Below are 22991 nucleotides of genomic sequence, written 5' to 3' on the forward strand. Positions count from 1 at the left end.
AATGCCCTGGCGGTCCTACGACGTCGCCTTGCGGGCGGTGGTCTTCTTGGCGGTGGTCTTGCGGGCCGTCGACTTCTTCGCCGGGGCCTTCTTGGCGGTCACCTTCTTCGCCGGGGCCTTCTTCGCCGTCGTCTTCTTCGCCGTGGTCTTCGTCGCGGCGGTCTTGGCGGTCGCCGTGCTGGTCTTCTTGGCGGCGGGCGCCTTCTTCGCCGTGGTCTTCTTGGCGGTGGCCGTGGTCTTCTTCGCGGGCGTCGTCTTCTTCGCCGTGGTCTTCTTCGCCGCGCCGGCCGTCTTCTTCGCGGCGGCCTTCTTGCCGGCGGCCTTGGCGATGGTGGCGGGCGGGCCGGACAGGCTGCCCTTGGGCGCCTTCTTCACGGAGACCTCACCGCCGCGCGGCAGCTTCTTCGAGCCGCTCACCAGGTCCTTGAAGCCCTGACCGGCGCGGAACCGCGGCACGGACGTCTTCTTGACCCGAACCCGCTCGCCCGTCTGGGGATTGCGGGCGTAGCGGGCGGGGCGGTCCACCTTCTCGAAGGACCCGAAGCCGGTGACCGAGACCCGCTCGCCCGCGACGACCGCGCGGACGATGGCGTCCAGGACATGATCGACAGCGTCGGCGGCCTGCTGGCGGCCACCCACCTTGTCGGCAATCGCTTCTACGAGCTGCGCCTTGTTCACGTCTTCCCCTTCGGAGACTTCGCCAGAACGAAAGTGTTCAAGCGTTTTCGCACGTTAGGCAGATATATACCGCAAATCAAACACGAAACGGGCTTATCACCCTTGTGCCGCAACGGACTCGGCCGCCCCTGACGGTTCAGCGGTCCTCGTCGGGGATCCGTCCCGCGTCGAGGTCCGCCGTGAACCGATCGAGCCGCCTTGCCGCGTCGGCGAGATCGTGCTTGGCCGCGGCCGTAATGACCAGCAGCTTCCGGGTCAGCGCCATCCGTACGCCCTCCGGGACTTGCAGTGCGCGCACCCTTGCGTGCGCTTCCTTGAGCTGGTTCGCGACCGCCGTGTAGAGCTGGAGTTGGCCGTCGTGTTCCATGCACAGATTGTGCCATCTGGGGCGAGTTGTCGCCTGCGCAGGGGGCAACTGCCGCCTCAAATGGCCTTCCAGGCACTTGCGGTGAACGCGAACACAGCACTCACGTACCCGGACAACCACCTTCTTAACACGGGCAGTTGGGCTGAGCTGGGCCGGGTCGCAGGGCCGTTCGGGTGCAGACATGGCTGTACCCCCAATCGTGGCGATCGGGGGTACAGAGGGGGCGTTGCGGTGGCCGAAATACGACCCGGCCGGGAGCGCCGGATCAGACCTGGAGCGTCCGCGGCTTGTAGGCGGGGCGCTTCGTCTCGTACGCGGCGATGTCGGCCTCGTTCCGGAGCGTGATGGAGATGTCGTCCAGGCCGTTCAGCAGCCGCCAGCGGGAGTTCTCGTCCAGCTCGAAGGAGGCGGTGACGCCCTCGGCGCGCACCTCACGCGCCTGCAGGTCCACCGTGACCTCGGCGGTGGGGTCCGCCTCGGTCAGCTGCCACAGCGCGTCCACGGTCTTCTGCTCCAGGACGACCGTGAGCAGGCCGTTCTTCAGCGAGTTGCCGCGGAAGATGTCGGCGAAGCGGGAGGAGATCACGGCCTTGAAGCCGTAGTTCTGCAGCGCCCAGACGGCGTGCTCGCGGGAGGAGCCGGTGCCGAAGTCGGGGCCGGCGACCAGGACGGTGGCGCCCTGCCGCTCGGGGCGGTTGAGGACGAACTCCGGGTCCTTGCGCCAGGCCTCGAACAGCCCGTCCTCGAAACCGTCCCTGGTGACCTTCTTGAGCCAGTGAGCAGGGATGATCTGGTCGGTGTCGACGTTGGAGCGGCGCAGCGGGACGGCCCGGCCGGTGTGGGTGGTGAAGGCTTCCATGGTTCTCAGACTCCAGCGGGCGCGGGGACGTCGGTCAGGTCGGCCGGGGAGGCCAGGTGGCCCAGGACGGCGGTGGCGGCCGCGACCTGCGGCGACACCAGGTGCGTACGACCGCCCTTGCCCTGCCGTCCCTCGAAGTTGCGGTTCGAGGTGGAGGCGGAGCGCTCGCCCGGGGCCAGCTGGTCCGGGTTCATGCCGAGGCACATCGAGCAGCCCGCGTGCCGCCATTCGGCGCCGGCCTCCTTGAAGACCACGTCCAGGCCCTCGGAGACGGCCTGCAGACCGACCCGCGCGGAGCCCGGGACGACCAGCATCCGTACGCCGTCGGCGACTTTGCGGCCGCGCAGCAGGTCCGCGGCGGCGCGCAGGTCCTCGATGCGGCCGTTGGTGCAGGAGCCTACGAAGACGGTGTCCACCCTGATGGAGCGCAGCGGCTGCCCGGCCGCCAACCCCATGTACTCCAGGGCCTTTTCGGCGGCGAGCCGCTCCGAAGCGTCTTCGTACGAAGCCGGGTCGGGGACGTCCGCCGAAAGCGGGGCGCCCTGCCCGGGGTTGGTACCCCAGGTGACGAACGGCGACAGCCCGGCGGCGTCGATGACGACCTCGGCGTCGAAGACGGCGTCCTCGTCGGTGCGCAGGGTCTTCCAGTACTCCACCGCCGCGTCCCAGTCGGCGCCCTCGGGGGCGTGCGGGCGGCCCTTGAGGTATGCGAACGTGGTCTCGTCGGGGGCGATCATGCCCGCGCGGGCGCCGGCCTCGATCGACATGTTGCAGATGGTCATCCGGGCCTCCATCGAGAGCTTCTCGATGGCGGAGCCGCGGTACTCCAGGATGTAGCCCTGGCCGCCGCCGGTGCCGATCCGCGCGATGATCGCCAGGATCAGGTCCTTGGCGGTGACGCCCTCGGGCAGCTCGCCCTCGACCGTGATCGCCATGGTCTTCGGGCGGGCCAGCGGCAGCGTCTGGGTGGCCAGCACGTGCTCGACCTGGGAGGTGCCGATGCCGAACGCCAGCGCGCCGAAGGCACCGTGCGTGGAGGTGTGCGAGTCGCCGCAGACGACGGTGGTGCCGGGCTGGGTCAGACCCAGCTGCGGGCCGACGACGTGCACGACGCCCTGCTCGACGTCGCCCAGCGGGTGCAGCCGCACACCGAACTCGGCGCAGTTCTTGCGCAGGGTCTCCAGCTGGGCGCGGGAGACCGGGTCGGCGATGGGCTTGTCGATGTCGAGGGTGGGGGTGTTGTGGTCCTCAGTGGCGATGGTGAGGTCGAGGCGGCGCACCGTCCGGCCGCTCTTGCGCAGGCCGTCGAAGGCCTGGGGGCTGGTCACCTCGTGCAGCAGGTGCAGATCGATGTAGAGGAGGTCGGGCTCGCCCTCGGCGCGCCGGACGACATGGTCGTCCCAGACCTTCTCCGCGAGTGTCCTACCCATCGCTTTCCCTCCGGCCGGCAAACGTCCACCGACCCAACTAGAGATCTTGAGGAGCGGTGGCTGCCCTTTCCTGCGGGCCCCTGGACGTCGTTCTTCCGGGCGTCCACCGCCAGGCCCGCTGGTCCTCGGGCCGCTGTGTGATTCCAGGGTGGCGCGTTCCACGGAAAATTGAACTTGCGTTTCACAGAGTGAGACGTGAGTATCGTTGCATGGACAACAGTAGCGGCGTCGGCGTTCTGGACAAGGCGGCCCTCGTCCTGAGCGCTCTGGAGTCCGGTCCGGCCACCCTCGCGGGTCTGGTCGGCGCCACCGGACTGGCACGACCCACGGCTCACCGCCTGGCCGTGGCACTGGAACACCACCGCATGGTGGCACGCGACATGCAGGGCCGTTTCATCCTCGGCCCGCGCCTCGCGGAGCTGGCGGCCGCGGCGGGCGAGGACCGCCTGCTCGCCACGGCGGGCCCCGTGCTCACCCACCTGCGGGACGTCACCGGCGAGAGCGCGCAGCTCTACCGTCGCCAGGGTGACATGCGGATCTGCGTGGCCGCGGCGGAACGCCTGTCCGGCCTGCGGGACACCGTCCCGGTCGGTTCCACGCTCACGATGAAGGCCGGCTCCTCGGCGCAGATCCTCATGGCCTGGGAGGAGCCCGAGCGCCTGCACCGCGGCCTGCAGGGCGCCCGCTTCACGGCGACGGCCCTGTCGGGCGTACGGCGGCGCGGCTGGGCCCAGTCCATCGGCGAGCGGGAGCCGGGCGTCGCGTCCGTCTCCGCGCCCGTGCGGGGCCCCTCCAACCGCGTGGTGGCCGCCGTGTCCGTCTCGGGCCCCATCGAGCGCCTGACCCGCCACCCGGGCCGTATGCACGCCCAGGCCGTCATCGACGCGGCGGCCCGCCTCTCGGAGGCCCTGCGCCGCTCGGGCTGAGCGCGCAAGACCCGCTCCCGCCGGGAAGCGGCCGCCCCAACGCCGCGGCGGCTGCTTCCGGGCGGGAGCGGACCGGCCCGAGGAGCGGGTCAGACGCCCGCCCCCTCCTCTGTGCCGGACCGGTGGGCGAACCGGTCCCTCGCGTACCGCCCGCGCGCGGCGAGCGGCACCTGTCCGTGCGCCGCGGCCAGCCCGAACGCGGGCATGTCGCCGTAGATCGCCTCGTACGACCCCTCGGGCACGACGTAGGTCTCGTGCCAGATCCCGACCTGCCCGCGCAGCTTCCCGGCCCGCTCCTTGCGGTTGAGCAGCGCCCAGACCTTGTGGTGGAAGGCGTCGGGCGCGGTCGCGTAGGCGTACAGCTTCTCCTTCGACTCCCAGTACTGCACGACGTAGTACGTGCGCGGGGACGCCGTCAGCAGCACCTTGGCGAGCAGCCCGCGCGCGGGGTCCCGCTCCAGCTCCCGCAGCATGCGCAGCATCGCGAGCATCGCCCGCAGCCACAGGTGGACGGACCGGAAGCGGTTGATGCGCATGCCGATCAGCAGGACGACGACATCACCCTTCGCGTCGGCGGTGGTACGGGACACCATGGACTTCCCCCTCATCGGTGAGCGGCACTATCCAACGGCCGATGCTTGGATAGTGGCGGTATCCAAGGAGGAGCGCAAGACATGCGGCTTGCCGAGCTGAGCGGACGCAGCGGTGTGGCCACCGCGACGATCAAGTACTACCTGCGCGAGGGCCTGTTGCCGCCGGGCCGACAGATCAACACGACGACGGCGGAGTACGACGACGGGCACCTGCGCCGGCTGCGGCTGGTCCGCGCGATGATGCAGGTCGGCGGGCTGTCGGTGGCCACGGTCCGGGAGGTGCTGCGGAACGTGGACGACGAGTCCCTGGGCCGCACGCTCCGGCTGGGCGCGGCCCTGTGGGCGCTGCCGCAGGTGCCCGAGCCGGACGAGGACGACGAGCACGTCCGGGCCGCGCGCCGGGAGGCGGACGCGCTGCTGGACCGGCTGGGCTGGTCGAACGCGAAGCTGCTGACGACGATCTCCCCCGCGTACCGCTCCCTGGTGGTGGCGATGGCCGCGTTCCGCCGGCTCGGCTACGACGGGGGCGGTGAACTGCTCGTCTCCTACGCCGAGTTGATGCACGAGACCGCGAAGCGCGATCTGGACTTCCTGGAGACCCACGCGTCGGAGGCGGAGAAGGTGGAGACGGCGGTGCTCGGCGCGGTGCTGACCGAGCCGATTCTCCAGGCGCTGCGCCGGCTGGCCCAGGAGGAGGAGTCGGCCCGGCGGTACGGCTTCGAGTAGCGCCCGGCACGACGAAGGCCCCCCACCGAAGTGGAGGGCCTTCCCTGTGCGTACCCCCGACCGGATTCGAACCGGCGCTACCGCCTTGAGAGGGCGGCGTGCTAGGCCGCTACACAACGGGGGCGTGGACTCTGCGTTTCCGCAGGTCCGAGCTGGTCTACCTGGACTCGAACCAAGACTAACTGAACCAGAATCAGTCGTGCTGCCAATTACACCATAGACCAATGATGGTTTAGACCAGTCAGTACCCCCGACCGGATTCGAACCGGCGCTACCGCCTTGAGAGGGCGGCGTGCTAGGCCGCTACACAACGGGGGCCCTAGCGATCCCGACGAGGTCGAGATCAGTACCCCCGACCGGATTCGAACCGGCGCTACTGCCTTGAGAGGGCAGCGTGCTAGGCCGCTACACAACGGGGGCTTTGCAGATAAGCTCTGCGAGCTGGCCTACCTGGACTCGAACCAAGACTAACTGAACCAGAATCAGTCGTGCTGCCAATTACACCATAGGCCACTGGAACTCAAGCCCCCAGCGGGGTTCTCGTTCTAGTCTGCTCCTCGGGGCTCCGGCCTTCCGGCCCGCTCCCCTCGGCGCAGGAAGAACATTACCCGAAGGTGGACGGGGCTCCAAAACGGGTATCCGCGCGGACGAGCGCCGGGAGTTCGGCGAGGGTGGCGATCCGGTGGCAGACGACCTCCCCGGGGGCCTGCACGCAGGCCGTCCCGCGGTCGATCCACACCGACAGCAGCCCGGCCTCCGCGGCGCCCCGCCCGTCGATCTCCGGGTGGTCGCCGACGTACGCCACCTCGTGCGGCGGCAGCCCCAGCGCCTCGCAGGCCGCCAGGAAGGCGCCCGGGTCCGGCTTGGAGACGCCCAGCTCGGCCGCGCACAGCACGGACTCGAAGCGGTCGAGCAGGCCGAGGGTGCGCAGCTTGTGCTCCTGGACGGTGATGCTGGAGTTGGACAGCACCGCGTGCCGGTGGGTGCGGGCGAGCGCCTCCAGGGCGGGCAGGACGTCCGGGAAGACGCTCCAGGCGGTCTCGTAGTGACCGACGTACCGCTGGAACCAGGCGTCGGCCTCGGCGTCGGTCAGGTTCCCGCCCAGGAACACCCGGACGCGGTCGCGCCGCTGGTCCTGGAAGGAGCACTCCCCCGCCGCGTACCGCGCCCACTGCCGCTCGGTGATCTCCCGCCACCGCGTCAGGGCCTGCTCGGGACCGTCGTACCCGGCGAGCAGCCCCTCGGCCACCAGGTGCGCCCGCATGCCCTCGCGGTCCGCGGTGGTGTAGTCGAACAGGGTGTCGTCCACGTCCCAGACCACGGCTCGGATCGTCATGCCACCGACGGTACCGCCGAACGGCCGGCAGGCTCCTCGGCATGTGGTGGCCGGCGCGGTCGTGGTCGTCGTCGTGGTGCGGATCGTCGACGGGAGCCGGTACCCGGTCGGCGAAGCCGACGCCCGGTGACCGATGCGTCAGGGGCGGCACCCGGGGTGTTCCGGGTGCCGCCCCTGAGGCGTGTGACGGCTAGGCGCTCAGCCGGGCCAGCGCCGCGTCGATCCTGGCCAGCGTCTTCTCCTTGCCCAGGACCTCCAGGGACTCGAAGAGCGGCAGGCCGACCGTGCGGCCGGTGACGGCCACCCGGACCGGGGCCTGGGCCTTGCCGAGCTTGAGGCCGTGGGTCTCGCCGGCCGCCAGGACGGCCTCCTTGAGGGACTCGGGCGAGGTCCAGTCGGCCGACTCCAGCTTCTCGCGGGCCGTGCGCAGCAGGGCGTCGGAACCCTCCTTCATCGCCTTGGTCCACGAGGCCTCGTCGTGGACCGGCTCGGAAAGGAAGAGGAAGTCGACGTTGTCGGTGATCTCGGAGAGGACCTTCAGGCGGGTCTGGGCGTGCGGGGCGATCGCCTCCCACTTGGCCGCGTCGAAGTCCTCCGGCGCCCAGGGCGCGAACGGGGCCTTCAGCCAGGGCGCGCAGCGCTCGGTGAACTCCTTCACATCCAGCATGCGGATGTGGTCGGCGTTGATCGCCTCGCACTTCTTCAGGTCGAAGCGCGCCGGGTTGGGGTTGACGTCGGAGATGTCGAAGGCGGCGACCATCTCCTCGATCGTGAAGATGTCCTGGTCCGCCGAGAGCGACCAGCCCAGCAGGGACAGGTAGTTGAGCAGACCCTCGGGCAGGAAGCCCCGCTCGCGGTACAGGTTGAGGGAGGACTGCGGGTCGCGCTTGGAGAGCTTCTTGTTGCCCTCGCCCATGACGTACGGCAGGTGGCCGAAGGCGGGGATCTCCCGGGCGACGCCCAGTTCGATCAGCGCCTTGTAGAGCGCGATCTGGCGCGGGGTGGAGGAGAGCAGGTCCTCGCCGCGCAGCACGTGGGTGATCTCCATCAGCGCGTCGTCGACCGGGTTGACCAGCGTGTACAGCGGGGCGCCGTTCGCGCGGACGATGCCGTAGTCGGGCACGTTCTCCGGGGTGAAGGTCAGCTCGCCGCGGACCAGGTCGGTGAAGGTGATCGTCTCGTCGGGCATCCGGAAACGGACGATCGGGGTGCGGCCCTGGGCCCGGTACTCCTCGACCTGCGCGGCGCTCAGGTCGCGGCAGTGGCCGTCGTAACCGGACGGCCTGCCGGCGGCGCGGGCGGCCTCGCGGCGGCTGTCCAGCTCCTCCTGGGAGCAGTAGCAGTGGTAGGCGTGGCCGGCGTCCAGCAGCTTCTGCGCGACGTCCCGGTAGACGTCCATGCGCTGCGACTGGCGGTACGGCGCGTGCGGGCCGCCGACCTCGGGGCCCTCGTCCCAGTCGAAGCCGAGCCAGCGCATCGCGTCGAGCAGCTGGGTGTACGACTCCTCCGAGTCGCGGGCCGCGTCGGTGTCCTCGATGCGGAAGACCAGGGTGCCCTGGTGGTGGCGGGCGAAGGCCCAGTTGAACAGGGCGGTGCGGACCAGGCCCACGTGGGGGTTACCGGTGGGCGAGGGGCAGAAACGGACGCGTACGGGGGAGCCGGGTGCGCTAGCCACGCTTGACAACCTTGTTGGTGAGAGTGCCGATGCCTTCGATGGTGACGGCGACCTCGTCGCCGACGTGCAGGGGGCCGACCCCCGCGGGGGTGCCGGTGAGGACGACGTCGCCGGGCAGCAGCGTCATGGCCTCGGAGATGTTGACGATCAGGTCCTCGATAGGGTGGATCATCTCGCTCGTGCGGCCCAGCTGGCGCTGCTCGCCGTTGACGGTGAGCTGGACGGTGAGGTCGTTCGCGCGGGCGAGGTCGAGGTCCGTCTCCACCCAGGGGCCGAGCGGGCAGGAGCTGTCGAAGCCCTTGGCCCGGGCCCACTGCTTCTCACGCTTCTGCACATCGCGGGCGGTGACGTCGTTGGCGCAGGTGTAGCCGAAGATCACGTCCTTGACGCGGTCGCGCGGGACCTCACGGCACATGCGGCCGATCACGACGGCCAGCTCGGCCTCGTGGTGCAGTTCCTCGGTGAAGGAGGGGTACCGGATGTCGTCGCCGGGGCCGATCACCGAGGTGGACGGCTTGAAGAAGGCGAAGGGGACGTCCGGCACGTCGTTGCCCAGCTCGCGGGCGTGCTCGGCGTAGTTGCGGCCGAAGGCCACGACCTTGTTGGGGAGCACCGGCGGGAGCAGCCTGACCTTGCCGAGCGGCACCTTCGTGCCGGACAGCTCGTAGTCCGCGAACGGGATGCCCTTGATGATGTCGAGGACGAGTTCGTCCTGCTTGTCGCCCTCGACCGCGCCGAAGGCTACGTTCCCGTCGATGGAGAACCTGGCGATGCGCACGGGATCCTGCGCCCCTCACTGAGAACCGGCGTACTGACGCCTCAGGTTAACGGAGCTATGCGAAGTTGTTCGCTTCTGGGGGCATCGGCGCAGGTGGGAGGCGGGTCACCGGTGCTCGGTGACCACCGTTGCGATTCGCTCGCAGAAACACGAGCGCGGCCGGAGGGGTCACCCGACCCCTCGGCCGCGCCGGGTGGGACCGCCCGCGCCGGGCCGGCCCCGGTGCCGTCGGCTACTCGCCGGCCTGGGCGCCCGCGCCGACCGGCACGTCCATGAGGACGGTGCGGCGGGGGTTGGCCGTCTGGGCGGGGAGGTCGACGGAGTGCTCCGGCAGCTCGGGCGTGTGCAGCTCGCCGGCGTCCGTCAGGTGCGCCAGGGTCGTGCGTCGCGGGTTGGCTATGTTGCGGAACATCATCGTCGTCTTCACCGTTGTCGTCCTGTGCCCTCTGGTCGAGTGGGTTGGCAGAGTCGTCCCTCTTGTAAAGCGTCAGGCTAAACATCCGATTCCCCGCCGAAGCCGCCAACTCCCCTCGATGTTCATGTGAGTTTGCTCACGACCTCACGGGCAAATCGGTCAATTCCGGCCGCCAACTCGCCCCGCCGAAACGGACATTGACTCCCCGAACCCATCATTCCGCTCCTGATCATGGCGACTGGGACACCGGGCGCCGGTCAACGACTCACCAGGGTATGGCCGTTATGCCCCGGAACCGGTTCCACGACCGGTAACTCACCCCTCACAGCCGGTCACGGAGGTCACAGCTCGGTCCACTGCCCTTGTTGGAGATCCGGCACTGTGCTGGAATTCCACGGAACCGCCGCAGGATCGAGCCGGCGCACAGGGGGCGCACACCGCGCCGAGTGGCGGCGAGATAGGGGGGAACCAGCGCCGGTCACTCAAAGACCACCGGGGTGCGTATTCAGGGCGCTCTCCCACAACGCCGACACCGTGTCCCTCCGTTCGACGGAGGGGCGCCTGGTCCAGAGGTTGCGACGCTAGTGCAGGGACGTTTCAAGAGGGATGGCAGCGCTTCGGCGGAGCCGGAGCCGCACGGCGGGACTGGCCCCAAGGCCGTCAGCTCCTCGCCCCAGCACGCCCAGAACCCGGGCCAGACGCAAGCCGGTGACGGCGGTGAGCGCGGGCGCCCGGGCGGCCCGGCCGCCACGACCGCGACGCCCTCGGGCACCAACGTCACGCCGTCGGCGAAGCCCTCGCAGGCCCCGACCGGTTCCGGTTCCCGGCTGGCGCTGCGCAACTGGCGCATCTCCACCCGTCTGGTGTCGCTGCTCGCGCTGCCCGTGGTCGCGGCGACCTCGCTGGGCGCGCTGCGCATCAACGAGAACATGAACGACATCCAGCAGCTCGACAACATGAAGCTGCTGACGGAGATGACCAAGCAGGCCACCGAGCTGGCGATGGCGCTCCAGGAGGAGCGCGACCAGTCCGCCGGCCCGCTGGCCCACGGCGGTCTGAAGAAGACCGACTACCAGATCAAGGCCTTCCAGCAGAAGACGGACCGGGCCCGCGAGAACTTCCTCGACTCCTCGGAGGAGATCGACGCCGCGAGCAAGGACGGCAACCTCCAGGGCGTGCGCGACGCGCTCGTCGGCCTCGCCAACCAGCTCGACGACCTCGCCAAGATCCGGCAGAAGGCCTACGGGTCCAAGGAGAACGCCTCCCAGACGGTCGAGTCGTACCACCGGCTCATCACCCAGCTGATCGGCCTCTCCCAGGACATGGCCGAGGCGTCCAGCAACCCGGAGATGATCTCCCGCACTCGCGCCCTGGCGGCCTTCTCCACGGCCAAGGAGTACGCGTCCGTGCAGCGCGCGATGATCGCCGCCGCGCTGCCCGCGACCACCGACACCAAGGGCGACCTCTCCGAGAACGACCGCCTCTACGGCCAGTCGGCGTACGAGAGCGAGAACTCCGAGCTGGCGATCTTCCGGAAGATCTACGCGGACCAGAACGCCGAGGAGCTGCTGAAGCCGATCGACGAGGGCAACCCGACGATCGAGTCCGCCGACACGTACGCCAAGCGCTCCTTCGAGTCCCCCGACGGCCTGCAGCAGCTGCCGGCGCGGTCGTACAAGGACTGGGTGGACGACAGCTCGACCAAGATCGAGCAGATGAAGAAGATCGAGCACACGCTGCTGGAGGAAATGGAGCAGAAGGCCCGCGAGCTGAAGAGCGCCACCCAGCGTGACGCCATCATCTCCGGTGCGCTGATCCTGCTCGTCCTCGGTGTGTCGCTGGTCGGCGCGTTCGTCGTGGCCCGGTCCATGATCCGCTCGCTGCGCCGGCTCCAGGAGACCGCGACCAAGGTCGCCCAGGACCGTCTGCCCGAGCTGGTCAAGCAGCTCTCCGAGTCCGACCCGCAGGACGTCGACACCTCCGTGGAGTCGGTCGGCGTGCACTCCCGGGACGAGATCGGCCAGGTGGCCGCGGCCTTCGACGACGTGCACCGCGAGGCGGTCCGCCTCGCCGCCGAGCAGGCCCTGCTGCGGGGCAACGTCAACGCGATGTTCACCAACCTCTCGCGCCGCTCCCAGGGCCTGATCCAGCGCCAGCTGTCGCTGATCTCCGAGCTGGAGTCCCGCGAGGCCGACCCGGACCAGCTGTCCTCCCTGTTCAAGCTGGACCACCTCGCCACGCGTATGCGCCGTAACGGTGAGAACCTGCTCGTCCTCGCCGGTGAGGAGCCGGGCCGGCGCTGGACCCGTCCGGTCCCGCTGGTCGACGTGCTCCGCGCCGCCGCGTCCGAGGTGGAGCAGTACGAGCGCATCGAGCTGGCCGCCGTACCCACCACCGAGGTGGCCGGCCGGGTCGTCAACGACCTCGTGCACCTGCTCGCCGAGCTGCTGGAGAACGCGACCTCCTTCTCCTCGCCGCAGACCAAGGTCAAGGTCACCGGTCACGCGCTGCCCGACGGCCGCGTGCTGATCGAGATCCACGACACCGGTATCGGCCTCTCCCCCGAGGACCTCGCGGCGATCAACGAGCGGCTGGCCTCGCCGCCCACCGTGGACGTCTCCGTCTCCCGCCGCATGGGTCTGTTCGTGGTCGGCCGGCTGTCCCAGCGGCACGGCATCCGGATCCAGCTGCGCCCGTCCGACTCCGGTGGTACGACCGCGCTGGTCATGCTGCCCGTGGACGTCGCCCAGGGCGGAAAGAAGCCCACTCCGGGCAAGCCCGGCGCGCCCTCCACCGGTGGTCCCGCCGCCGCGCAGGCCGCCGCCGGTGCGGCAGCGGCCCGACGGCAGAACGGCGCCACCGGCGGTGGCCCGGCCGGTGGCGGTCTGCTCGGTTCCGGTCCCGGCCCGCGTGGCCAGGTCGGCTCCGGTCAGGGCCCCCGGGCCGCGCTGCCCGGCAACGGCCAGGGCGGCCGTCCCGGTGCGCCGGGCGGAGCGCGCGGTCCGCAGGGCGGCCCCGGCGGCCCCCAGCAGAACCGTCCCGCGCCGGCCGGCTTCGGCGGTCAGACCCCGGGCGGCCCGCAGGGTCTCCAGGCGGCCGACCCGGGCGCCCCGCAGGGTCTCCAGGCCGCGAACCCGGGCGGTCCGCAGCAGGACGCCTTCGGTGGCCGCGGGCGGGGCCGCAAGCGCTCCGGTGGTACCGCGGACCAGGACCGCCAGCCCCAGCTTCCGCCGCGCGGCGGCCCGCGGGCCGCGCTGCCCGGCGGTGACCCGCAGTCCCGCACCCCGGACTGGAGCGAGGCCCCGCTGTCGCGTGCCGCGATGGACACCCCGCGCGGCCACGACGAGCAGGACCCGGCGCAGACCGCGCGCATGCCGCGGGTGGACGACCGGCAGGGCCCGGCCGCGGAGGCCCCCCGGGGCGACGCCCAGGGTCCGGCCGCCACGGGCGAGTTCCGGCGCCCCGAGCTGAACGGCGCGACCGGCTCGCAGACCGGCCAGTTCGGCCGCCCGGACCACGCCCAGCAGCCGGGCCGGTTCCCGCGCCCCGACCAGCCCGACCGGACCGGGCAGTTCCCGGGCGCCGAACAGGGCCGGCAGCAGGGCCCGTTCGACGGCCCCGGCGCCCAGCAGGGCACCGGCTCCTACCAGCGCTCCGACGTGTTCGGCACGCCGGCGCCGGGACGGCCGGACACCAACACCCCGCAGAACACCGGCCAGTTCGGGGCCCCGCAGGCCCCCCAGTACGACGGCGGGTACGACGGCGGCTCCACCGGGCAGCACGCCCTCCCCGGCCGCCAGGACACCGGCCACACCGGCCAGTTCGAGCGCCCGCAGCCGGCCGGCCGGGACGACTTCGGCGCCCCGCGCCCGCCCGCGCAGCAGCAGCGTCCGGTCCGCCAGGAGCCGGAGGCACTGCCGCCGGCCAGCGGCCCGGGTGACGGCCGTACCCCGCTGTACGACACGCTGGAGACCAACTGGTTCCACGGTCAGCAGCAGGAGGGCGCGTCCACGCCGCGGCAGCAGGCGCCCGCGCCGGCTCCGCAGCGGTCCCAGTCCACCACCGGCTCCTGGCGCACCTCGCCGAACGACGAACTCGTACGGCAGGCCGAACGCGTCCGGCAGCCCGCGGCCGGCGGGGTCACCACCTCCGGCCTGCCGCGCCGGGTGCCCCGGGCGAACCTCGTGCCGGGCACCGCTCAGCAGCAACAGCACCAAACCGGTCCGCAGGTCTCGCGTGCGCCTGACGACGTGCGCGGACGGCTGACCAATCTTCGTCGGGGCATCGCTCAGGGCCGTCAGGCCGGCAGCGGCCAGACCGGCAGCTTCCCGAGCCCCACTCACCAGCAGGAGCGTTAGTTGAGTCCGATGAGCCAGGCGGCACAGAACCTGAACTGGTTGATCACCAACTTCGTGGACAACACCCCCGGGGTGTCGCACACGGTGGTGGTCTCCGCCGACGGCCTTCTGCTGGCGATGTCCGAAGGTTTCCCGCGGGACCGCGCCGACCAGTTGGCGGCCGTCGCGTCCGGGCTGACCTCGTTGACCGCCGGGGCGTCCCGGATCTTCGAGGGCGGCACGGTGGCGCAGACGGTCGTCGAGATGGAGCGCGGCTTCCTCTTCCTGATGTCCATCTCGGACGGGTCGTCCCTCGCGGTGCTGGCCCATCCCGATGCGGACATCGGTCTCGTCGGCTACGAGATGGCACTGCTCGTCGACCGCGCGGGTGCGGTACTCACCCCGGATCTGCGCGCCGAACTCCAGGGCAGTCTGCTCCACTGACCGCCCCCGGCACCATCCACCTCACGAAAACACCGTCCGGCCGCCACAATCCCCCCACCGGCCCCGTCAGACGGCTTGACTGACCGACTTGCTGTCCCGCCCGGAGGATTCATGACCCCGCCCACCGCCCATCATGATCCGTACGCGGAGCCGTACGGGGACGAGGGCGACCAGCCGCTGGTGAGGCCCTACGCCATGACCGGCGGCCGGACCAGGCCCCGCTACCAGCTCGCCATCGAGGCGCTGATCAGCACCACGGCCGACCCGGCAGCCCTCATGGGGCTCCTCCCGGAGCACCAGCGCATCTGCCACCTGTGCCGCGAGGTCAAGTCGGTCGCGGAGGTCTCGGCGCTGCTGGCCATGCCCCTGGGTGTGGCCCGGATCCTGGTGGCCGACCTCGCCGAGGCCGGCCTGGTCGCCATCCACCAGCCGGGTGGCGACGAGAACAACGGCGGCGCTCCGGATGTGACGCTGCTCGAAAGGGTGCTCAGTGGACTTCGCAAGCTCTGACGCGGGTCGGGCCACCACCTCCGCGAAGATCGTGGTGGCGGGCGGCTTCGGCGTGGGCAAGACCACGTTCGTCGGCGCCGTCTCGGAGATCAACCCGCTGCGCACCGAGGCCGTCATGACGTCCGCTTCGGCCGGCATCGACGACCTCACCCACACCGGGGACAAGACCACCACCACGGTGGCCATGGACTTCGGCCGCATCACCCTGGACCAGGACCTGATCCTGTACCTGTTCGGCACCCCCGGCCAGGACCGCTTCTGGTTCATGTGGGACGACCTGGTCCGCGGCGCCATCGGCGCGGTGGTCCTGGTCGACACCCGCCGGCTCGCCGACTGCTTCCCCGCGGTCGACTACTTCGAGAACAGCGGCCTTCCGTTCGTCGTCGCCCTCAACGGCTTCGACGGTCAGCAGCCCTACGCCCCGGAGGAGGTGCGGGAGGCGCTCCAGATCGGCCCGGACACCCCGATCATCACGACGGACGCCCGGCACCGCGCGGACGCCAAGTCCGCACTGATCACGCTGGTGGAACACGCCCTGATGGCGCGGCTGAAGTAGCACTCGAGTACGACGTGCCTTGCGGCGGTTGTCGTAAGGGGAACGGAGCCGGCTGTGGCCTTTGACACGGTCGGCTCCGGCGTTCATAACAGTTCGGCAGAGGAATCCCCCGGCATCACCACGCGACGCGGTCGCGTGGTGCCGCTGTGCGCACGAACGCCCCGCCATTTGCCGGGGCTCGCTCTTTATGCCCCTTTTATCTGGCACTTACAACGGCGTACTCCGCTGCTTTCCGCTGTTTGGAAGTGCACTGGTCCACGTGCTGGAATGCCTGAACTGCCCAATGGTCAAAGACGTACTGAGTACGTACCGAGTACGCACTGGTGGTCGATGGCGAACCGGGCTCTGAGAGACTGCGGCACGACGTAGGTGCCGACCGCCGAGAGGTTGTTGGTCGAGTGAGGCGAAGCAAGAACGGTCCCGAGCCGTCGGCGCGGGGCAACTTCACCCCGCCGCCGCGCGCTGCGGCGCCCACCCCCGTTCCCGGAGCGGAACCGGCGGCCACTCCCGCGCCCAGCGGCGGCCGTTTCTCCCCGCGCAACTGGCGCGTGCCGACCCGGCTGAACGCGATCCTGCTCATACCCGTGGCGGTCGGCCTGGTCATGGGCGGCTTCCAGGTGAAGAGCTCGATCGACACCTGGCAGCAGGCCCGCGACGCCGAGAACACCGCCCGTCTGGTCCGCGCCGCGCTGACCTACGCCGACGCGCTGGAGAGCGAGCGTGACGTCACGGCGGCCCCGCTGCTGCTGAACAAGAAGGACACCACCAGCAAGCAGACGGTCGACAACGCCCGCAAGGCCACCGACCAGGCCGCCGCCGGCTTCACCGAGGCGGCCAAGAGCATGCCGTCCGACTCCGGTCTGCAGCGCCGGCTGAAGCTGTTCCGCGAGGCCGAGCCCAAGCTGGCCACGCTGCGGCAGGCCGCGTACACCTCCAGGATGACCGGCGTACAGACCGAAGAGGGCTACGTCCAGATCAGCCACCCGCTGATGGAGTTCGCCAACGAACTCGGTCTGGGCACCGGAAACATCACCTCCTACGGCCGTACCGTCTACGCCATCTCGCTGACCAAGGCCGCGCTGTCCCTGGAGCGGGCGATCGGCACGCACCTGCTGGTCAAACCCGGCCCGGACGCCCCGAACCTGGCCACCCAGCGGGTCTCCCTGTCCTCGTACGCCTACCTGGAGCGCATCGCGCGGGAGGAGTACATCGGCGGTGGCACCGAGGCCGACGCGCAGAAGCTGAGCGACCTCGAGGAAAAGATCAAGTCCGACGCCGCGGGCATGGCCCAGAAGGCCAAGGCGAGCAACCCGAAGTACGTCCCCCCGCCGTCCGACCCGACGCGGATGGTGACCGACCTGGCCACCATGAAGGACACCACCACCCTCACCCGTGACCAGCTGGCCGTCGAGGGCGTCACCGCCGAGAACTGGTGGGCGGTCAACACGCTGAAGTACAAGGTGTACCGCCAGATCGAGTCGGACATGGCCGACAAGGCCGTGAACGAGGCCTCCAGCATCGCCGACGACGCCAGGACCTCGGCGTTCATCACCGGTGCCGTCGTCGTGGTCGCCCTGCTGCTCGCCTTCATCCTGGCCGGTGCCGTGGCCCGCCAGATGAGCCGTTCGATGCGCCAGCTGCGCAACGCCGCCTTCGGCATCGCCGAGCAGCGGCTGCCGATGCTGGTCGACCAGCTCTCCCGTACCGACCCCGGTCGGGTCGACACCCGGGTCGTGCCGATCCCGATCACCACGAAGGACGAGATCGGCGAGGTCGCCCGCGCCTTCGACCAGGTCCACCGCGAGGCGGTCCGGCTCGCCGCCGAGCAGGCACTGCTGCGGGGCAACATCAACGCGATCTTCACCAACCTGTCGCGCCGCAACCAGTCGCTGATCGAGGGCCAGCTGACCCTGATCACCGACCTGGAGAACAACGAGGCCGACCCGGACCAGCTGGAGAACCTCTTCAAGCTGGACCACCTGGCGACCCGTATGCGCCGCAACGGCGAGAACCTGCTGGTCCTCGCCGGCGAGGAGCCCGGCCGCCGCTGGGACCAGCCGGTCCCGCTGGTCGACGTGCTGCGCGCCGCCTCCTCCGAGGTGGAGCAGTACGAGCGCATCGAGCTGTCCGGCGTACCGGAGGCCGAGATCCACGGCCGCGCGGTCACCGACCTCGTGCACCTGCTGGCCGAGCTGCTGGAGAACGCCACCACGTTCTCCTCCCCGCAGACCAAGGTCCGTGTCACCGCGACCCGGCTGCCCGACGGCCGCGTCATGATCGAGATCCACGACAAGGGCATCGGTCTGACCGCCGAGGACTTCGCGGACATCAACCACAAGCTGGCCAACCCGCCGACCGTGGACGCCGCGATCTCCCAGCGCATGGGCCTGTTCGTGGTCGGCCGGCTGTCCGACCGGCACGGCATCCGGGTCCAGCTGCGCCCCTCGGGCGAGCAGGCCGGCACCACCTCGCTGGTCATGCTGCCGGACGCGATCACGCACGGCGGTGGCGGCGAAGCCCCGCTGGACCGCGAGGAGTTCACCGTCTCGCAGATCATCCCGGAGCAGCAGTTCCAGGGTGAGAGCTTCGGCCAGCACCAGCAGCAGCCGCTGCGCACCGCCGCCGAGCTGGGCTTCGACGACAGCCGGTACACGGAGGTCCCCGACGACATCCGTGACCTGGACCCGGTCGGCCGCTCGCTGATGCGCGAGGAGCGCCGCGCCGCCCTGGAGGCCCAGACCCACGGCCAGCCCGGGGAGCAGCAGGCGTACGAGGGGCAGCCGCAGCAGTCCTACGAGGCGCCCGCGTACCAGGAGCAGCCGCGGCCGGCGTACGACGAGCAGCCCCAGCATTCCTACGAGGCGCCGGCCTACGAGGAGCAGCAGCAGGCGTCGTACGAGCAGCGGTACGAGCAGTCGTACGACGAGCAGTACTACACGCCGAACGACGAGCACGCGCAGCACGACGGTTACGGCCGCGACGGCGGCTACCCGGAGCCCTCGTCCCCGTATGCGGAGCCTGCCCAGGCGCCCGCCTACCAGGACGACTGGCCCGGACAGGACGGCTACCAGAACGGCTATCCGGCCCAGTACGCTCCGGAAGCGGAATCCACGCAGGCCGCTGACGCGAGTGAGCGGAACGGCGTAGGCTTCGACCGTCCGGGAACGGCCTCCCCCGCCGCACACGCGCTGACCGACGCCGGGCTGCCCCGCCGCGGGGGGTCCCCCGCGAGCGGTTCCCACGGCGCCGGTTCCGCGAACGGCTCGGCGCGTGCGCAGCGGGAAGCGCCGGCTCCCGCGCCAGGCAACGCGCCGGGGGCGAGCGGCGACAGCAGCTGGCGTTCGGCGAACGACGAGCGGTGGCAGCAGGCCGCACAGCTCCGCAAGCCCAAGGCAGGCGGGGTCACCGCCTCCGGTCTGCCGCGGCGGGTGCCCAAGGCCAACCTGGTCGAGGGTTCCGCCGAAACCACCCCCCAGGGAGGCCCACAGGTCTCCCGCGCCCCGGAGGACGTCCGGGGCAGGCTGAGCAACCTGCGCCGGGGTGTCCAGCGCGGGCGCAGCGCAGGCAGTGAAACGAACGGCCAGGCCACCAGTAATCACCACAGTGGTCCTGACAGCACCTACAACCAGGAGCGTTAGTGTGAGCCCGATGAGCCAGGCGGCACAGAACCTGAACTGGTTGATCACCAACTTCGTGGACAACACCCCGGGGGTGTCCCACACGGTGGTGGTCTCCGCCGACGGACTCCTTCTGGCGATGTCCGAAGGGTTCCCCCGCGACCGCGCCGACCAGCTCGCGGCCGTCGCATCCGGTCTGACGTCCCTGACGGCGGGCGCCTCCCGGATCTTCGAGGGAGGCGCCGTGAACCAGACGGTTGTGGAGATGGAGAGGGGATTCCTCTTCATCATGTCCGTATCCGACGGTTCGTCACTCGCGGTGCTGGCCCACCCGGAGGCGGACATCGGTCTCATCGGGTACGAGATGGCCCTTCTGGTGGACCGCGCGGGCACGGTCCTCACCCCGGATCTCCGTGCGGAGCTCCAGGGAAGCCTTCTCAACTAATTATCGGACGGTGCGTATTCGCGTCCCGGGGCCGTAAGGTTTCGGGACGCGGCTCCACACGGATGGGTGCCCGGCGCAGTCGGAGGAGGAGAAAGTGGCAACACCCCCAGGCGGTTCGTCTTCGGGCAACTGGTCGTACGGCCCTGCCCAGGGCCAGGGCGACGGACCGGCGAACCCGTACAACTTCCCCTCCGCACCCAGCCGTCGGCAGCCGTACGCCCCGCAGGGCCCCGGACCGTCGCCGTACGACCAGCCTCCGGCCCCCCGGATCCAGCCGGTCCAGCCGCAGCGCCGCCCCGAGCCGGCCCCCGCCACGGCGTCCAACAACCCCTTGGTGCGGCCGTACGCCATGACCGGCGGCCGGACCCGCCCGCGCTACCAGCTCGCCATCGAGGCACTGGTGCACACCACCGCCGCTCCGCACCAGATGCAGGGCCAGCTGCCCGAGCATCAGCGGATCTGCAACCTGTGCCGGGAGATCAAGTCGGTGGCCGAGGTCTCGGCCCTGCTGACGATCCCCCTCGGCGTGGCCAGGATTCTCGTCGCCGACTTGGCGGAGGCGGGCCTGGTCGCCATCCATCAGCCCGGCGGCGACGAGAACGCCGGTGGCCAGCCAGACGTGACACTGCTCGAAAGGGTGCTCAGTGGACTTCGCAAGCTCTAGCGGCGGTCCTTCCCGCTCCACCACCTCCGCGAAGATCGTGGTGGCGGGCGGCTTCGGCGTGGGCAAGACCACGTTCGTCGGCGCCGTCTCGGAGATCAACCCGCTGCGCACAGAGGCCGTCATGACGTCCGCTTCGGCCGGCATCGACGACCTCACCCACACCGGGGACAAGACCACCACCACGGTGGCCATGGACTTCGGCCGCATCACCCTGGACCAGGACCTGATCCTGTACCTGTTCGGCACCCCCGGCCAGGACCGCTTCTGGTTCATGTGGGACGACCTGGTCCGCGGCGCCATCGGCGCGATCGTCCTGGTCGACACCCGCCGCCTCGCCGACTGCTTCCCCGCGGTCGACTACTTCGAGAACAGCGGCCTTCCGTTCGTCATCGCCCTCAACGGCTTCGACGGCCAGCAGCCCTACGCCCCGGAGGAGGTGCGGGAGGCGCTCCAGATCGGGCCCGACACCCCGATCATCACGACGGACGCCCGGCACCGCGCGGACGCCAAGTCCGCACTGATCACGCTGGTGGAACACGCCCTGATGGCCCGCCTGCGCTAGCCGCTGCCCGCCGAGCCGAGGGGCCCTCTCCGTCGGAGGGGGCCCCTTCGCCGTACCCGTTCGTCGTGCCCACGGGTGCGGGGTTCACGCTTCCCGGGTACGCCACGGCCCCGCCTCCCCCAAGGGGGTGGCGGGGCCGTGGGTGCACGCGGGTCTCAGTGCCAGCTGTGCGGGGCGCGGAAGCCGGGCTCGCGCTCCAGGCGGCGCCAGCCCGCCTTGGCGCGGCCCCGGTGGGTCTGGGCCGACGGCTCGGTGCGGGCGGCGGCGCGGGCCATGAGGATGGCCGTGATGGCGGCGACCTCCTCGGGCTCGGCGTGGCCCTTCTCGACGCGGATGTCAGGAGTGCTCATGGGTGTCAGTCTCCGTGAGGGAAGTGTCCGCCGGGTTACTGCGGGGGGTTGCCGTGCTTGCGGGAAGGCAGGTCGGCGTGCTTGGTGTGCAGCATCGCCAGGGACTTCACGAGCACCTCGCGGGTCTCGGCGGGGTCGATGACGTCGTCGACGAGGCCCCGCTCGGCCGCGTAGTACGGGTGCATCAGCTCGGCCTTGTACTCCTTGACCATCTTCTGCCGCATGGCCTCGGGGTCCTGGGCGTCGGCGATCTGCCGGCGGAAGATGACGTTCGCCGCGCCCTCCGCGCCCATGACGGCGATCTCGTTCGTCGGCCAGGCGTAGGTGAGGTCGGCGCCGATCGACTGGGAGTCCATGACGATGTAGGCACCTCCGTACGCCTTGCGCAGGATGAGCGAAATCCTCGGCACGGTCGCGTTGCAGTAGGCGTACAGCAGCTTCGCGCCGTGGCGGATGATTCCGCCGTGCTCCTGGTCGACACCGGGGAGGAACCCGGGGACGTCCAGGAAGGTGACGATCGGGATATTGAAAGCGTCACACATCTGGACAAAACGCGCAGCTTTTTCCGAGGCCTCGATGTCGAGCACGCCCGCCAGCACCTGCGGCTGGTTGGCGATGATGCCGACGACCTGGCCGTCCAGCCGGGCCAGGGCGCAGATGATGTTGCGCGCCCAGCGCTCGTGGACCTCCAGGTAGTCGCCGTCGTCGACGATCTCCTCGATGACCTTGGCCATGTCGTACGGCCGGTTGCCGTCGGCCGGGACCAGGTCCAGCAGCGCGTCGCCGCGGCGCTCGACCGGGTCCGTGCACTCGACCCGCGGGGGGTTCTCGCGGTTGTTCTGCGGGAGCAGCGAGAGGAGGTAGCGCACCTCGGCGATGCAGGTCTCCTCGTCGTCGTACGCGAAGTGGCAGACGCCGGAGGTTTCCGCGTGGACGTCGGCGCCGCCCAGGCCGTTCTGGGTGATCTCCTCGCCCGTCACGGCCTTGACCACGTCGGGGCCGGTGATGAACATCTGGGAGGTCTCGCGGACCATGAAGACGAAGTCCGTGAGGGCGGGGCTGTAGGCCGCGCCGCCCGCGCACGGGCCGAGCATCACCGAGATCTGCGGGATGACACCGGACGCCCTGGTGTTGCGCTGGAAGATGCCGCCGTAGCCGGCGAGGGCCGAGACGCCCTCCTGGATCCGGGCGCCCGCACCGTCGTTCAGCGACACCAGCGGGGCCCCGGCCGCGATGGCCATGTCCATGATCTTGTGGATCTTGGTGGCGTGGGCCTCGCCCAGCGCCCCGCCGAAGATCCGGAAGTCGTGGGCGTAGACGAAGACCGTACGGCCCTCCACCGTGCCCCAGCCGGTGATGACACCGTCGGTGTACGGCTTCTTCGCCTCCAGGCCGAAACCGGTCGCCCGGTGCCGGCGCAGCTGCTCGACCTCCTGGAAGGACCCGGGGTCCAGGAGCAGCTCGATCCGCTCCCGTGCCGTCAGCTTGCCCTTGGCGTGCTGCGCCTCGGTCGCCTTCTCGCTCGGGCCGGCCACGGCCCGGGCACGGATCTCGTGCAGTTCGGCGACCCGTCCGCGTGCGTCCGTCGGCTCGCCGGTCGACTCACCCGTCGTCTCTTCCAAAACGGTCATGTAGCGACCTTACGAAGGACACGAAGAAAAGCGAGCCGTCGACTCTGTACAGTCTCCGGCCCGTTTTCCTGGTACCAGTGAACAGAACCTCG

Annotated in this window: 22 protein-coding genes and 5 tRNA genes; 11 read left to right on the forward strand and 16 right to left on the reverse strand. The window is 70.4% G+C overall.

Annotated elements, in window-relative coordinates:
* Positions 1–15 precede the first annotated feature (15 nt).
* The 4 genes from ACZ3ZD_RS18280 to leuC form a co-directional block, all read right to left on the reverse strand.
* Complete coding sequence (locus ACZ3ZD_RS18280; RefSeq protein WP_467398220.1) at positions 16–678, reverse strand: HU family DNA-binding protein; 663 nt, start codon at positions 676–678, stop codon at positions 16–18.
* Between the two features lie 136 nt (positions 679–814).
* Entirely contained in the window at positions 815–1045 is a 231-nt protein-coding gene (locus ACZ3ZD_RS18285; protein WP_103811202.1) for an SCO5555 family protein, read from the reverse strand.
* A gap of 265 nt (positions 1046–1310) precedes the next feature.
* Positions 1311–1904 carry a 3-isopropylmalate dehydratase small subunit gene (leuD, locus tag ACZ3ZD_RS18290; RefSeq protein WP_467398223.1) on the reverse strand — a complete coding sequence of 198 codons (594 nt, stop codon included), beginning with the start codon at positions 1902–1904 and terminating at the stop codon, positions 1311–1313.
* Positions 1905–1909: 5 nt separating this feature from the next.
* Complete coding sequence (gene leuC, locus ACZ3ZD_RS18295; RefSeq protein WP_467398225.1) at positions 1910–3334, reverse strand: 3-isopropylmalate dehydratase large subunit; 1425 nt, start codon at positions 3332–3334, stop codon at positions 1910–1912.
* Between the two features lie 209 nt (positions 3335–3543).
* On the opposite strand from leuC, the gene ndgR reads away from it, so the two are divergent.
* A complete protein-coding gene (ndgR, locus tag ACZ3ZD_RS18300; RefSeq protein WP_009320373.1) occupies positions 3544–4260 on the forward strand; it encodes an IclR family transcriptional regulator NdgR in 717 nt (238 codons plus the stop codon).
* Between the two features lie 89 nt (positions 4261–4349).
* Here the strand turns inward: ndgR and ACZ3ZD_RS18305 are convergent, their stop codons facing one another.
* Positions 4350–4853 carry a DUF4188 domain-containing protein gene (locus tag ACZ3ZD_RS18305; protein WP_467398228.1) on the reverse strand — a complete coding sequence of 168 codons (504 nt, stop codon included), beginning with the start codon at positions 4851–4853 and terminating at the stop codon, positions 4350–4352.
* 81 nt (positions 4854–4934) lie between these two features.
* Here ACZ3ZD_RS18305 and ACZ3ZD_RS18310 point away from each other — a divergent pair, with 81 nt between their 5' ends.
* Complete coding sequence (locus ACZ3ZD_RS18310) at positions 4935–5579, forward strand: MerR family transcriptional regulator (RefSeq protein ID WP_467398230.1); 645 nt, start codon at positions 4935–4937, stop codon at positions 5577–5579.
* 51 nt (positions 5580–5630) lie between these two features.
* Here ACZ3ZD_RS18310 and ACZ3ZD_RS18315 read toward each other — a convergent pair.
* The 6 genes from ACZ3ZD_RS18315 to ACZ3ZD_RS18340 all read right to left on the reverse strand — a co-directional run bounded on the left by ACZ3ZD_RS18315 (position 5631) and on the right by ACZ3ZD_RS18340 (position 6915).
* Positions 5631–5703, reverse strand: a tRNA-Glu gene (locus ACZ3ZD_RS18315).
* A 28-nt stretch (positions 5704–5731) separates the two neighbouring features.
* A tRNA-Gln gene (locus tag ACZ3ZD_RS18320) sits at positions 5732–5803 on the reverse strand.
* A 21-nt stretch (positions 5804–5824) separates the two neighbouring features.
* Positions 5825–5897 (reverse strand) — tRNA-Glu (locus ACZ3ZD_RS18325).
* 29 nt (positions 5898–5926) lie between these two features.
* Positions 5927–5999 (reverse strand) — tRNA-Glu (locus ACZ3ZD_RS18330).
* Positions 6000–6020: 21 nt separating this feature from the next.
* Positions 6021–6092: transfer RNA gene (locus ACZ3ZD_RS18335), tRNA-Gln, on the reverse strand.
* A gap of 91 nt (positions 6093–6183) precedes the next feature.
* Positions 6184–6915: an HAD family hydrolase gene (locus tag ACZ3ZD_RS18340; protein ID WP_467398232.1), complete on the reverse strand. Its 732-nt coding sequence runs from the start codon at positions 6913–6915 to the stop codon at positions 6184–6186.
* Between ACZ3ZD_RS18340 and ACZ3ZD_RS18345 the strand changes: the two genes are divergently transcribed.
* Positions 6914–7045, forward strand: coding sequence for a hypothetical protein (locus tag ACZ3ZD_RS18345; RefSeq protein WP_467398235.1), 132 nt, complete (start codon positions 6914–6916; stop codon positions 7043–7045). The two genes, ACZ3ZD_RS18340 and ACZ3ZD_RS18345, sit on opposite strands and share 2 nt — an antisense overlap.
* A 60-nt stretch (positions 7046–7105) precedes the next feature.
* Here the strand turns inward: ACZ3ZD_RS18345 and gltX are convergent, their stop codons facing one another.
* The 3 genes from gltX to ACZ3ZD_RS18360 all read right to left on the reverse strand — a co-directional run bounded on the left by gltX (position 7106) and on the right by ACZ3ZD_RS18360 (position 9795).
* Positions 7106–8590, reverse strand: coding sequence for a glutamate--tRNA ligase (gene gltX, locus ACZ3ZD_RS18350; protein WP_467398237.1), 1485 nt, complete (start codon positions 8588–8590; stop codon positions 7106–7108).
* Complete coding sequence (locus ACZ3ZD_RS18355) at positions 8583–9368, reverse strand: fumarylacetoacetate hydrolase family protein (RefSeq protein WP_467398239.1); 786 nt, start codon at positions 9366–9368, stop codon at positions 8583–8585. Before ACZ3ZD_RS18355 ends, gltX begins: the two co-directional genes overlap by 8 nt.
* Positions 9369–9600: 232 nt before the next feature.
* On the reverse strand, positions 9601–9795 hold the full coding sequence (locus ACZ3ZD_RS18360) for a hypothetical protein (protein ID WP_467398242.1): 195 nt from the start codon (positions 9793–9795) through the stop codon (positions 9601–9603).
* A gap of 572 nt (positions 9796–10367) precedes the next feature.
* Here ACZ3ZD_RS18360 and ACZ3ZD_RS18365 point away from each other — a divergent pair.
* The 8 genes from ACZ3ZD_RS18365 (at position 10368) to ACZ3ZD_RS18400 (ending at position 20918) form a co-directional block, all read left to right on the forward strand.
* The gene (locus ACZ3ZD_RS18365; protein ID WP_467398244.1) at positions 10368–14141 is read left to right on the forward strand and encodes a sensor histidine kinase; all 3774 of its coding nucleotides are present in this window, start codon (positions 10368–10370) and stop codon (positions 14139–14141) included.
* Between the two features lie 9 nt (positions 14142–14150).
* Entirely contained in the window at positions 14151–14564 is a 414-nt protein-coding gene (locus tag ACZ3ZD_RS18370) for a roadblock/LC7 domain-containing protein (RefSeq protein WP_030346561.1), read from the forward strand.
* Between the two features lie 111 nt (positions 14565–14675).
* A complete protein-coding gene (locus ACZ3ZD_RS18375; RefSeq protein ID WP_009190816.1) occupies positions 14676–15074 on the forward strand; it encodes a DUF742 domain-containing protein in 399 nt (132 codons plus the stop codon).
* Positions 15055–15630, forward strand: a complete 576-nt coding sequence (locus ACZ3ZD_RS18380; RefSeq protein ID WP_184970470.1) for a GTP-binding protein — start codon at positions 15055–15057, stop codon at positions 15628–15630. The genes ACZ3ZD_RS18375 and ACZ3ZD_RS18380 overlap by 20 nt, the downstream gene beginning before the upstream one ends.
* Positions 15631–16028: 398 nt before the next feature.
* Complete coding sequence (locus ACZ3ZD_RS18385; RefSeq protein WP_467398248.1) at positions 16029–19268, forward strand: sensor histidine kinase; 3240 nt, start codon at positions 16029–16031, stop codon at positions 19266–19268.
* A gap of 10 nt (positions 19269–19278) precedes the next feature.
* Positions 19279–19692, forward strand: coding sequence for a roadblock/LC7 domain-containing protein (locus ACZ3ZD_RS18390; protein WP_003993185.1), 414 nt, complete (start codon positions 19279–19281; stop codon positions 19690–19692).
* 94 nt (positions 19693–19786) lie between these two features.
* A complete protein-coding gene (locus ACZ3ZD_RS18395; protein WP_467398250.1) occupies positions 19787–20356 on the forward strand; it encodes a DUF742 domain-containing protein in 570 nt (189 codons plus the stop codon).
* Positions 20337–20918, forward strand: coding sequence for a GTP-binding protein (locus tag ACZ3ZD_RS18400; protein WP_358636250.1), 582 nt, complete (start codon positions 20337–20339; stop codon positions 20916–20918). Before ACZ3ZD_RS18395 ends, ACZ3ZD_RS18400 begins: the two co-directional genes overlap by 20 nt.
* Before the next feature lie 155 nt (positions 20919–21073).
* On the opposite strand, the gene ACZ3ZD_RS18405 is transcribed toward ACZ3ZD_RS18400, so the two are convergent.
* Both ACZ3ZD_RS18405 and ACZ3ZD_RS18410 read right to left on the reverse strand, forming a co-directional pair.
* On the reverse strand, positions 21074–21268 hold the full coding sequence (locus ACZ3ZD_RS18405; RefSeq protein WP_467398253.1) for an acyl-CoA carboxylase subunit epsilon: 195 nt from the start codon (positions 21266–21268) through the stop codon (positions 21074–21076).
* 35 nt (positions 21269–21303) lie between these two features.
* A complete protein-coding gene (locus tag ACZ3ZD_RS18410; protein ID WP_467398256.1) occupies positions 21304–22899 on the reverse strand; it encodes an acyl-CoA carboxylase subunit beta in 1596 nt (531 codons plus the stop codon).
* Between the last annotated feature and the right edge of the window lie 92 nt (positions 22900–22991).

Source organism: Streptomyces sp. NPDC023481, from assembly GCF_055560195.1.